Source organism: Paenibacillus yanchengensis, from assembly GCF_042684845.1.
GTDB classification, from domain to species: domain Bacteria; phylum Bacillota; class Bacilli; order Paenibacillales; family Paenibacillaceae; genus Pristimantibacillus; species Pristimantibacillus yanchengensis.
Map to the genome: position 1 here is coordinate 79,394 of NZ_JBHUMH010000055.1, position 12,213 is coordinate 91,606.

Sequence of the window (12,213 nt, forward strand, 5' to 3'; positions counted from 1 at the left end):
AGATGAGATTTGGAGAGATTATTCAACGTATCGTATACGGAGAGAAAAAATCACCAAAAATGTATGCAATTCTCTAGCTTAAAGAAATAGTCAGCTTATACAAAAGAGAGGATGTTTTGTGGATATGGATAAACGTACTGTTATTTTTTATGATCCAACCTTTCCAATCACTGGTGATGTATTGCAGCAAGAAACATGGTTAGCGCTGAAAGATATAGGAGTTGTTGTCGATGCACAGCAGCTAGAAGAAGTTTTATTACAGGTACAGCCACACAGTTTTATTAATTTACATGCTCCTTATTTTCCGAAAACAGCTTGGAATACGATTGTTACTAGATTAAAAGCAGGAATGGGACTGTTATCGCTCGGTGGCGCACCATTTAAACATCCCGTTCGTCAAGCTGAAAGCGGAGCATGGTTTATTGAAGCAGAGCAGACAGCGTTCCATCAGTCGTTAGGCATACATGAAGTGCTTAAAGTGAAAGCGGATGCAGTAACTAAGTTAGAAGCTTTGAGAGAGATACCAGTAGCAGCTAATTATCTTCACGTGTTAGACCAGCAAGCAGATGTATTAAACTTGGTCCCTCATGTAACAAAAAGTAGTGACTTACCTCATGAGATGGGATCGGCAGGTCCAATGGATGCTCGCGTTTATCCGCTTGTAAAAGGGATTGGCAGCGATGGAAGACAACTATCAGCACCTATTATTTTGTGGGAACGGGTACTTGGTGAGTTTGCTGGCGCACGCTGGATGTTTGTTGGACAACCACTAACGGAAGCTTTTTGGAACAATGATGGAGTTGCAGCATTAACGGTTTGGAATCAGTTCGTAGCTGCTGGCGTGACAGAGTGGTGGTTGAAACCGAACTATGCGACATATGAAATTGGCGAACGTCCACAGCTGACATTGCAGGTTCAACGACCCGGCTCAGATAGTACAGAAGGCGGACAAGTAGAGGCGGCAGCATGGACAGCTACAGTAACGATTGAAAAAGATGGGGAAAGCGAACCATTGTATGAGCATACCGTTACGCTTGAAGCTAATGCCGAATTGCAAATCATTCGTTTAACTGCACCGCTAAACATCGAAAACGGTTACTATCGTTTGCAAGCTTCACTTGTAAGCGACTTAGGAGAGACAAGACATTTGCGTCAAGGGTTTTGGGGACGTGATGATGCATTGTTAGCAAGCGGCAATGTTGTTACGGCAGATCGAGATTACTTCCGCAAAGATGGTCGCCCACTTCCGATCGTTGGCATGACATACATGTCTAGCGATGTCGCTCGCAAATTTTTAACGTTGCCGAACGTAGCGGTATGGGAGCGAGATATGGAGCAAATGAGCAAGGCAGGTATTAACTGGATTCGGACAGGGATATGGACAGCCTATCGCAATGTGATGGAAGTAGATGGGCATGTGTCCGAAGCAGCATTACGCTCTATCGATGCTTTTTTGTTAACCGCCAAACGGCATGATTTGCAAGTAACATTTACGTTTTTCTCGTTTACACCAGAAACGTGGGAAGGACGCAATCCCTTTTTAGATCCACGGAGTGTAGAAGCACAAAAAAGATTTATTCGCTCAATCGTTAGTCGCCATCGCCAGACAAAAAATGTGGATTGGGATTTAATTAATGAACCATCGATGTTCGATCCCGCCCGTATTTTCTCTGGAGGACCACGTACATGCAATGATCCATATGAGCACGCAGCTTATGTGGCTTGGTTAGAGGCGAAACATGGTGCGATTGAAGTGCTACAAGAAAAGTGGAATATGACAACAGAACAACTACCATCGTTTGCGCAAGTAAAAATTCCCGAGCCGAATGAAATTAACTTTGATATTCAAGATATGGCACAAGCGAAAAAAGGTGGCAAATGGCTCGATTACGTGTTGTTCTCGATGGATATGCATAACCGCTGGGCAAGCCAGCTATATGCAACGATCAAAGAAGTATGCCCGGATCATATGGTTACAGTAGGACAAGATGAAGGGTTAGGAGCGCAGCGTCCATCGCCATTATTTTATGAAGAATGCGTCGATTATACAACGGTTCACTCCTGGTGGTTAAACGATCAATTGCTATGGGATAGCGTCTTCACGAAAACGCCAAACAAACCAAATGTCATTCAAGAAACAGGGATGATGTATGTAGAAACACCGGATGGTAGAGCGAAGCGATCAGAGCTAGAGCTACGTAATATATTAGAAAGAAAATATGCGTATTCTTTTGCAGCTGGTGGAGCAGGAGCGGTTCAGTGGATATGGAATACTAACTTCTATATGGACAATGCCAATGAATCACATATCGGAGCGTTGCGTGCAGATGGAACAGAAAAACCGGAAGCAAATGTGTCTTATGACTTCGGTAAATTTATGGCATCTATCCGTGATTTGTTTACAGGTCGTGAACTAGAAGATACCGTCATTGTATTTCCTTATAGCAATGATTTTTCTAATCGAAAAGTTGCGTTCCAAGCGACAACACAAGCAGTTCGCACGCTGGCTTATCAGTTGAAGATGCCATTGAGAGGTATCGGGGAATATCAACTAGAAGATTTGCGAACGAATAAAGCGAAACTAATTATCGTCCCAAGTGCGCACAATTTTGATAACAAAGCTTTTGAGCAATTGCTCGATATTGTGCAAGAGACAGGAGCAACATTACTGTGGAGCGGTCCACTTAGTTTGGATGCTTATTGGAGACAAACGAAGCGAACGGAAGCACTAGTCGGCTCGTTGCAATTGCATAATGTGAGACGAGAAGAAAAGCTAATTCTTCCCGATGGCACTTCTTTAGCTGCATCTTATGGTAGTCGAAAAATTGCAGAATTAGTAAAAGAAATTACTGTAACGAGCGATGGCAAGCAGCAGTATAGCGGTGATAACGTTATTGAAGCACAACTGGGAGCGGGAAAACTGATTTGGAGTCCACAACCAGTAGAGTTAAATGAACGAGTAGAAACGTTGGAGCAACTATATCGCTATGCGCTGAACAAAGCTGACGTATCTCCACGTATGGAATGGCTACAAGGTGGCGACCTTGCTGGTGTCTACGGCGAAAAAGTAACGTTAGCCGAAGGCTCCTTGTATATCTTTGTTTCTGAGAGTGGATTTGATGCTACGATTGCTGTAGCTGATCCGGAAACAGGCAAACAATATAGCTTTGAACTAGCAAATGATCGGTCAGTTTTATTTGCAACGGACAAACAAGGTAAATTACTTGCTGTCTATCGTCCGGATGAAGTAATGGTACATGAACATGTTTGGACAAACTAAATAAAATAAATAGCCTTCGCTTTCATTATTATTCCGCAGAATAGTAGTGGAAGCGAAGGTTTTCTTTGTACTATGTATTAATCGACAACTTGCAAACCGATCAACGATGCCAGTTGAATGGCTTGCTGAGAAGACACTTTGCACCCTCGTAACTCTTCCAATCCGATAGTTATCGATGTAAAGGTAGAAGTGCTTAAATCTATACCTTTCAGTGGCGTTCGATCAAAGGTAGCTTTTTGTAACGAACAAGCTTGAAAGTAAGTATCTTTGCATTTGCATTCAAAAAAACCAGCCTGTTCTAGCGACGTTTGTTGAAAAAGCACTTTTTCAAACTTCAAAGTGGCAAAAGAAGCTAACTGTAAAATAGAATTGTCGAAGGAAACATGCCCAATGTACGTTTCTACGAAGTTAGCCCCAAGCAACTTACAATTGACAAACTCTACGCGATGGATCGAACTATTATCAAAGGTGACATTAGAAAAATCGCAATTTTCAAAACGAGTATCAGAAATATTTCCTCGGTAAAAGGTGGAATCAGTGAATTTTGTATTTTTAATGATGCACTGGCTTATGTAGGCTTTTTCAATCATTTGCTGAGAAACATCCGAGTCTTGAATAGAACAATCTTCTAGTGAAGTATCATCTGATTTCCATATATCGTTAAAATCGCAATCAGTGAGTGCTGACGTAATTTTGGGCGCAACTAATTTCATATCGCTCCTACTTTCTATCGTTATCTATCATTATTTATAGCTAATGAAAATGAGTTAGTAATGGATAGTATACCATAGAAGGGATAGGTTACAAGAGATTATGCAGATAACGCAACAACAGAAAGTTTGTACGATAAATCGTATAAACGGTCATGGTCAGAAGGGTGAAATACAAGCTTTGTACGATAAATCGTATAAACGTTCATGGACAGAAGGGTGAAATACAAGCTTTATACGATAAATCGTATAAACGATCATGGACAGGAGGGTGAAATACAAGCTTTATACTATAAAACGTATAAATCGGCTTGGATAGACGCTTGGAATACAAGCTTTGTACGATTTATCGTATGAAACTTTACAATTGTGACTTAAATGGCAAGTATCCGCCTCTCTGCTTTCCTTCGAGACAGTTGCATAAGCTTTTTGTGTATGGACGAGCTTAGCAATCGGTAAACTAGGTATAGCTGTTGAAACAAGTGAAAAAGCTATCACTACAGGAACTAAGTTTTTGAATTTCACAATATACGCCCTATGTAAGTCACTAATTATTAATCGTTGACCTAAGTTGTAACAACTTAAAGTTTAATAAATCAAAATTAAAGTAACAACAAAAAATGAATTTTTTTACAAAAAAACACAAAATAAGTTTTGTAATATTTCTAGCAAAAATAGCAGGAAATTTGTAAGTGTGTCATTATGTATTGTCAATAGCTCTATCATCTGTCATTATTTTAGAATACTAAAATAATATTGACGGTTAACAAGGAAAGGAAGATATAGGATGGAAATGGTAAGCTCATTGTTGTCGCAAATAGAAAGCAATAGTTTTAAAGCGATATTGGAGAAGCTGTATACTGCGGATGAGCAAAAGATAGCCTATCAAGTGAAGCGATATAGTTATTTGTTGCGAACTTTTGCTAGCACTTTTGGAGAAGAAAAAGTAAGTTTATTTAGTGCACCAGGAAGAACGGAAGTTGGCGGCAATCATACGGATCATAACTATGGAAAAGTATTAGCGGCGAGCATTAACTTGGATGCCATAGCAGCGGCAACACCTTGCGAACAACGCACCATTACTATTTATTCCGAAGGTTATCCCGAGCCATTTATTGTTCATTTGGACAAGCTGGAGAAAGAGGATGAACCGAGTACGACTACGTTGATCAAAGGGCTGGTAGCAGCATTTTTAGATTTTGGTTATGAGGTTGGCGGGTTTAACGCTTATATTACTAGCGATGTGGTGAATGCATCTGGATTAAGTTCATCGGCTGCCATTGAAATGCTGCTTTGCTCGATCATCAATCATTTCTATAATGAAGGAAAACTGGATCGTGTCACTTATGCTAAATTAGGGCAGTATGCAGAAAATAAGTTTTGGAACAAACCTTCCGGACTATTAGATCAAATGGCATGTGCCATTGGTGGTTTAATTACGATTGATTTTAATGATCCCGAAATTCCACAGATAAAATATGTGCCATCGCAGTCGTTAATGGATCAGTATGATATGGTTATTGTTCAAACAGGTGGAGATCATGCAAACTTGACCGAGGAATATGCCGCAGTTCCGAACGAGATGAGACAGGTGGCAGAAGCGTTAGGAAAATCTTATTTGAATGAAGTAACGTTGGATCAATTGTTAGCTCAATTATCAGAAATTCGTCCACAACTTACCGATCGTGCGATACTAAGGGCCGTTCACTATTTGTTAGAAAATGAGCGAGTAGATGTTATGAGCGAAGCATTAAAAATGAACCAATTTCATTTCTTCTTAGAAAAAGTGACGGAATCCGGAAACTCTTCATGGAAATATTTGCAAAATTGTTACGTGGCAGACAAGCCTAAAGATCAACCTATTACGTATGCTCTAACTTTAACTGAAATTTATTTAGCTTCTATAAATGAAGGTGCTTGCCGAGTTCACGGTGGTGGATTTGCTGGTGTCATTCAAGCCTATATACCAAAACAACATACAGCAGACTTTGTTCGTTATATAGAAGATAAAGTTGGAGAAGGAACGACGTATATTGTCAACATTAGACCATACGGTGCAGTTGCATTAAAGGAATTAGCTTAAAACAATAAAGTAACAGGGGTTTTATATATAGAGGTTGGAAGATATATATTATTTCTTCCAGCCTCTTTTTTTTTGAATAATAGAAGGTTTTTCAGAATATAACGAGAATGAATATGTTATTCTGAAAAACCTTTGTTTTTTTGAGGTTAATTTAATGATAGAAGCTGTCTTTGTTTGCTCTGATAGTATTGGTGAAAAGGGGAGAAGAGAATTGGAAATGAAGAAAGTTATAATCGGGATTGATGGCGGAGGTTCTTATACGAGAGTAGTTGTAAGCGATTGCGAAGGGAATGTGTTAGCTTACAACGAAGGAGGAGCTTCTTCTATATACAAAGATATAAATGCGGCAAGTAACGTACAACAAACGATCCAACAAACATTGAAGCAAGCAAACTTACTTCCACAACAAGTGATCGGACTAGTGGCTGGCATAGCTGGACTGGATACTCCAGAAGATTTGGAATGGGCGAGTCGATTAACTGAAATTGAAGAATTAGAATGTCCCAAATGGCATATAAATGATACGAATGTTGCACATGCGGGGGCATTTTTAAATGAAGCGGGTATTGTCGCTATATCGGGAACAGGATCAAAAATATTTGCGATTAACGATAGTGGCAAAGAAGTAACTAATTACGATTTTCACCAGTATGCTAATAGCGCAGCTAGGTTTTTGTCTTATGCAGCGGTGTATGAAATAATAGCAGGGAATGTAGCGAAGGAAGATAGTTTATTTTTAACGCAAGTGCTACAGTATTTTAAAGTAGATGCTTTGGAGCAACTGTTGCAGTTAGGAGTACAAGGTTTTATAACAGATCGAGAAGAGCGAACGCGAGTATTTGGATTGATGGCTCCAATCGTGACCAAAGCAGCACAAAATAATAGCCCACTTGCTCAGCGAGTATGTCAGCGAGCTGTCTATGAAATGAGTATTGCTATCCAAATGCTAGGCGCAACGTTCACTTCAGAACAAGTATTAGTAACTGGAATCGGAAGCGTTGTTAATGACCCTTACATAAAAAAAGTATTAATTTCTACCCTATCTGCAAATGCTCACAAACAATATAAGTGGATAGAACCAGAGCTCCCTGCAGCTATTGGTGGCATATTGTTAGCTTTTCAAAAATTACAAATGACAGTAACTACTCCGATGATTGAAAGGCTGAAATTATGGAACAGCTCGAGATAGCATATAGACGTTGAACTAGCATTATGAAACAGAGAGGACTTGCCAATATGAAGGAACAAAGCGCGAAAAACAAACTAGCTTGGGAGCATCGTGCGTATGAATTTTGGCATTTAAGAGATGGCTCACCTGAAAATAAAGCAAAAAAGATCATGGATAATCCTGCGGGGCAATTGAAAAAATATCAGCAATATTTTGAACAATGCGCTGGAAAAAGGATTGCTAACATTTGTGGTTCCAATGGAAGAAAAGCAGTGCCGTTAGCTTTGTTAGGCGCTGATGTAACCGTATTTGATATTTCGGAAGAAAATAAAAGATATGCCCTTGAACTAGCGGAGTCAGCCAATGTAACTATAAATTATGTTGTTACTGATATTTACGAGATCAACCTTGAAAAGTATCGTGGTCAATTTGATATGCTCTATTTAGAAGGAGGGATATTGCATTATTTCGATAATATTGACAAATTGATGTCTATTCTTTTTGCGATGTTGCAAGATAACGGGATAATGGTTTTAAGTGATTTTCATCCTTTAAGAAGGTGTATCGTTGCCGATTCAAAAATCCAATATCAAATCCAGCAAAATTATTTTGATACAGCATTACATAGCGGGGATGTAGCGTATAAGCATATTTTTAATGAGCATGAACAACAACAATTTCCGGATGTTTTGCTCAAAAGTTATACTCTTAGTGAAATAATAAATGCTGTTATAGGTACCGGATTAAAGCTTCTGAAATTTGATGAGCATCGTGGTTGGCGAAACGAAAACATACCATGGGAATTTACAATTGTAGCTAGCAAATAGAAGTATACTGTAGAATTAAATATAGGTACAAGTATTAGTATATAGAGGGAGGATTCTATGATTATTCCATATAAAAATAGCGTACCCAAAATTGATTCTTCGGTTTTCATTGCCAATGGTGCAGTAGTTACGGGTGATGTCGTTATTGGTGAGTATACAAGCGTTTGGTACAGTGCAGTAATTCGTGGAGATGTTGCTCCAACTATTATTGGTCGGGGAGTTAGTATTCAGGACAATGCAACCTTGCATCAGAGTCCGGGAATTCCATTGGTCATTGAAGACGATGTGACGATTGGTCACAATGCAGTGTTACATAGTTGCCATATTAAGCAAGGCGCGCTTGTTGGGATGGGATCAATTGTGATGGATGGAGCTGTTATTGGTGAGAAAGCTATGGTTGGTGCAGGAGCTTTAGTGCCACCTGGAAAAGTAATCCCTCCGGGCACATTAGCGATAGGTTCACCAGCTAAAGTCGTTCGTGAACTGCGGGAAGCAGATTATGCTGATATGGAGAGAATTCAAAAATCGTATGTGGAAAAAGGGCAGTATTATAAACAGTCAGCTGACAAGTAGGATTAAGTGTATTATTTAAATTTATAAGAACATAACCAGTTTGAAACAAGAAGACACTCGAGAGGGTGTCTTTCTACATAGCCCAATATCAAATATTAGACGATTTAAATTGGGTACCATTTCTCTTCTATTAGATATATACTAAATCATATTTAACGTGGATTCTAAGTATTCGAAATGTTCACCGGATGGCTGAAAAGAGGGCAATCAATAGAGATGAGTTAAATTAAAGTTAATTGGAGTAGATATGCAATGTGCGGAAAGGGGACATCATGAAAAGATTAACTATCGGATTGTTTGCCCATGTCGATGCGGGTAAGACGACTTTTGCGGAACAACTGCTATATCATACGAATAACATCCGTTCGAGAGGGCGGGTAGATCATAAAGATACATTTCTGGACAGTCACGACATCGAGCGGGAAAGAGGTATTTCGGTGTTTGCCGATCAAGCGGTTATGGATTATAAAGGCGACACTTTTTATTTGATCGATACGCCTGGTCATGTCGATTTTTCTCCTGAGATGGAGCGTGCGATGCAAGTTATAGATTACGCTATTATTATTGTTAGTGGAGTTGAAGGAGTTCAAAGTCATACCGAGACAGTTTGGCAGATGTTACGTAAACATGAGATTCCAACTTTTTTCTTTATCAATAAAGTAGATCGAAGCGGAGCTGATGTAAGTAGAACTATGGAAGACATACGTCAACAATTGACCGGGGATGTTTGTTCCATTACGGAAAGTTTCGCAGGCGGTTACGTCAGTGAGTCGTTACGAGAAATTATGGCGGAGCGGGATGAGTTGCTATTAGATGCATTTTTAGATGGAAAGGAAGAGCAATCCTTTTGGTTGAATTCCTTGCAGAAAATGGTGCGAGAAGGTCGTCTATTCCCTTTTACTTCTGGGTCGGCACTACAGGATGTCGGTGTACAGGAATTTTTGGAGCAACTGCATCTGTTGACGATATCATCTTACGATGAGACAGCTCCTTTTAGCGGGCGAGTTTATAAAATTCGTCATGATGCCAATGGAGTAAGGCTAACGTTCATTAAAGCGATGAGCGGTAATTTGAAGGTACGGGAACAGCTTATTTACACGAATGGCGATATTCACTACGATGAGAAAATTACACGCCTCTTATTGTTTAACGGTTACAAATCGCAACCGGTGGAGCAAGTGGTAGCTGGTGATTTGTTTGCAGTTGTCGGTTTGACTGAAGCCGAGGCTGGACAAGGTTTAGGACTATATACAAATAAGTTAGTTTACGAGTCGGAGCCGACGTTGCAATCGAAAGTACAATTTGACGAATCGCTTCATGTACAGCAAGTACTTGGTAAGTTTCGTATGCTATATGCAGAGGACCCATCTCTAAATGTTGTTTGGGAAGAGAGCTTGCAGGAGATTCATATTCGTGTGATGGGTTTGATCCAGTTAGAAGTGCTGGTGCAGCTAGTGAAAGAGAGATTCGGCTTTAATATTTCTTTTAGTCAACCGCAAATTTTATATAAAGAAACGATTCAATCCGCTGTGATTGGGTATGGACATTTCGAACCGCTCAGACATTATGCGGAAGTACATCTTTTGCTTGAACCAGGGGAACGGGGCAGTGGCATTCAATTCGCCAATGTATGTCATCCCGATGACCTCAGTATCAATTACCAAAAGCTAATTGAGGCACATCTTTATGAACGGGAGCATCATGGACTGCTGACGGGTATGCCTGTTACTGATTTGAAAATTACGTTGTTAAGAGGTGCTGGACATAACGAACATACCCATGCTGGCGATTTTCGTGAGGCGACCTTTCGGGCGCTGCGGCAGGGTCTGGAGAAAGCAAGTAACTTGCTTCTAGAACCATATTATGACATCAAAATCAAAGTGGGAATAGATGAAATGGGACGGGTATTGTCTGATATTCAGCGAGCCTCAGGTACGTTTGATCCACCGGAAATGCTGGATACCCATGTAGTTATTACAGGAAGAGTACCTGTGTCAACCTTTATGAACTACAGCATCGAGCTTGCTTCCATCACACATGGACGAGGTAGCATGCGCTCTACATTTGGCGGTTATGATCTGTGTCATAATAAGGAGGAAGTGATCGAACAGTTAGGTTATCGTAAAGAAGCAGATCCGCTCTATACCTCTTCTTCGATATTTTGTTCCAAAGGGGCTGGCTATTCCGTTTTGTGGGACGAAGCGGAAGCTAAGATGCATTTGGCTATGCGGTGAATTGTCTTATTTTTTTATTATCATTTAAACCAACTAAGGGGGATTATCGTGAAATATCAAACTTCATTGAAATTTTTCAAACTGGTCTTTGTTGTACTTATGAGTTTATTGCTACTACTTCCATTCTCTACCGTACATGCTAGTCAGCCAACAGATAGCCTCTTCCAACGAGCGACGAAGGTCTATCCTGCTAATAAAACAGCACTAGTTACAACCAATCCAAAGGGATCGATAGAAGTAAATTATAATTCTAGCTTTATATCTGTCAAAGATATTTTTGGTGGACGAGTAGATAGAATACTGTGGGATGGAAGTTCGAAAACCGTTAAAATCATTAAAAATGGACAAGAAGCAGTGCTTAATTTCTCCGGAAAAACAATAAAACCTGCTGCCAACCAAATTATTTTACCTACAAACTGGGCTCGCTTGGAAAAAGGAAAAGCATTTATTAGTGCCTCTGTACTTTGTTATATTTTCGAAAATAATGTGGAGCTGTTTGAAATTTTAGGTGGCGACACTAACGACAAAGAACGAATCGAGTGGCTAAATAAGCTAGCCTTTTTGAATATTAGTACAACGGTTACTCAAAGTGATGATACATTGCAAATCTATATTTCATCTTTTAATCTACCGCCAGATGTAGAAAAGCAGAAAGATTTAGGTAGTTTTGGTAATCGTGCGTTGGAAGTGTATCCTGGTTCGAAATCTATACTTCATGCGTCCAAACAAGGAAAGCGAACTGTATTTACTTATGAATCTTCGTTTATTCCTGTAAATGATATATTTGGCGGTCATGTCGAGGGGGATCAAATGGGATAAGCAAACAAAAACAGCCACTATCGTGAACAACGGTCAATCAGCGGTATTGAACTTCTCTGGTAAAGCAATAGAGGGAAGTAAAAATCAAATTATTCTTCCTACAGAATGGATTCGTTTAGAAAACGGAAAGTCGATGATTAATGTTAATGTTCTATGTTATATATTCGATCCAGCTGCTGACAAATTGGCAGATAAAGAACGCGATGACTGGGCAAGCAAACTATCCTTTTTGAATATTAGTACCGAAGGCATCTACAGTGCTGTAGATGGTTATTTACAAGTGTTTTTAAGTTACAGACCACATGGTTAATCTATGCCATAATTAGGTATTATTCGAATCTAACTTATGAAACGGTAAGTTTGTATGTTTTTTCGTATAAAGTTGTATTCCGATCAGTAAAGTCCATATAATTGTGTAAAATGCATCTGGAAGAAAATAAGAAGAGCCATGATGAATTATTTCCTTTAGAATGAAGTTGTCGAGACGACATTCAATGGAGGGATTCATCATGACTCAAT

9 protein-coding genes are annotated in these 12,213 nt (G+C 39.6%); 8 read left to right on the forward strand and 1 reads right to left on the reverse strand.

The annotated features are described in order from the left end of the window. Window positions 1–124: 124 nt before the first annotated feature. Window positions 125–3,280: a beta-galactosidase gene (locus ACFSTH_RS14765; protein ID WP_377769165.1), complete on the forward strand. Its 3,156-nt coding sequence runs from the start codon at window positions 125–127 to the stop codon at window positions 3,278–3,280. A gap of 77 nt (window positions 3,281–3,357) precedes the next feature. On the opposite strand, the gene ACFSTH_RS14770 is transcribed toward ACFSTH_RS14765, so the two are convergent. Beyond that, complete coding sequence (locus ACFSTH_RS14770; protein WP_377769164.1) at window positions 3,358–3,993, reverse strand: pentapeptide repeat-containing protein; 636 nt, start codon at window positions 3,991–3,993, stop codon at window positions 3,358–3,360. 784 nt (window positions 3,994–4,777) lie between these two features. Here ACFSTH_RS14770 and ACFSTH_RS14775 point away from each other — a divergent pair. From ACFSTH_RS14775 to ACFSTH_RS14805, 7 genes are all read left to right on the forward strand, one after another. Continuing rightward, a complete protein-coding gene (locus ACFSTH_RS14775; RefSeq protein WP_377769163.1) occupies window positions 4,778–6,073 on the forward strand; it encodes a galactokinase in 1,296 nt (431 codons plus the stop codon). Between the two features lie 217 nt (window positions 6,074–6,290). After that, window positions 6,291–7,262, forward strand: coding sequence for a BadF/BadG/BcrA/BcrD ATPase family protein (locus ACFSTH_RS14780; RefSeq protein ID WP_377769162.1), 972 nt, complete (start codon window positions 6,291–6,293; stop codon window positions 7,260–7,262). Between the two features lie 47 nt (window positions 7,263–7,309). Next, window positions 7,310–8,068, forward strand: coding sequence for a class I SAM-dependent methyltransferase (locus ACFSTH_RS14785; RefSeq protein WP_377769161.1), 759 nt, complete (start codon window positions 7,310–7,312; stop codon window positions 8,066–8,068). Window positions 8,069–8,125: 57 nt separating this feature from the next. Beyond that, the gene (locus ACFSTH_RS14790; RefSeq protein WP_377769160.1) at window positions 8,126–8,641 is read left to right on the forward strand and encodes a gamma carbonic anhydrase; all 516 of its coding nucleotides are present in this window, start codon (window positions 8,126–8,128) and stop codon (window positions 8,639–8,641) included. A 272-nt stretch (window positions 8,642–8,913) separates the two neighbouring features. Continuing rightward, window positions 8,914–10,875 (forward strand): GTP-binding protein, encoded by a 1,962-nt coding sequence (locus ACFSTH_RS14795; RefSeq protein ID WP_377769159.1) that lies wholly within the window; start codon window positions 8,914–8,916, stop codon window positions 10,873–10,875. A 48-nt stretch (window positions 10,876–10,923) separates the two neighbouring features. Beyond that, on the forward strand, window positions 10,924–11,694 hold the full coding sequence (locus ACFSTH_RS14800; protein ID WP_377769158.1) for a hypothetical protein: 771 nt from the start codon (window positions 10,924–10,926) through the stop codon (window positions 11,692–11,694). Then, window positions 11,669–12,004 (forward strand): hypothetical protein, encoded by a 336-nt coding sequence (locus ACFSTH_RS14805; protein ID WP_377769157.1) that lies wholly within the window; start codon window positions 11,669–11,671, stop codon window positions 12,002–12,004. Before ACFSTH_RS14800 ends, ACFSTH_RS14805 begins: the two co-directional genes overlap by 26 nt. The last annotated feature ends 209 nt before the right edge of the window (window positions 12,005–12,213 follow it).

Excerpts from the sequence above, each read along its gene's own strand:
- ACFSTH_RS14795 (WP_377769159.1), top strand. The coding sequence starts at position 8,914 with ATGAAAAGATTAACTATCGGATTGTTTGCCCATGTCGATGCGGGTAAG.
- ACFSTH_RS14765 (WP_377769165.1), top strand. The coding sequence starts at position 125 with ATGGATAAACGTACTGTTATTTTTTATGATCCAACCTTTCCAATCACT.
- ACFSTH_RS14780 (WP_377769162.1), top strand. The coding sequence starts at position 6,291 with ATGAAGAAAGTTATAATCGGGATTGATGGCGGAGGTTCTTATACGAGA.
- ACFSTH_RS14790 (WP_377769160.1), top strand. The coding sequence starts at position 8,126 with ATGATTATTCCATATAAAAATAGCGTACCCAAAATTGATTCTTCGGTT.
- ACFSTH_RS14770 (WP_377769164.1), bottom strand. The coding sequence starts at position 3,993 with ATGAAATTAGTTGCGCCCAAAATTACGTCAGCACTCACTGATTGCGAT.
- ACFSTH_RS14785 (WP_377769161.1), top strand. The coding sequence starts at position 7,310 with ATGAAGGAACAAAGCGCGAAAAACAAACTAGCTTGGGAGCATCGTGCG.
- ACFSTH_RS14775 (WP_377769163.1), top strand. The coding sequence starts at position 4,778 with ATGGAAATGGTAAGCTCATTGTTGTCGCAAATAGAAAGCAATAGTTTT.
- ACFSTH_RS14805 (WP_377769157.1), top strand. The coding sequence starts at position 11,669 with ATGTCGAGGGGGATCAAATGGGATAAGCAAACAAAAACAGCCACTATC.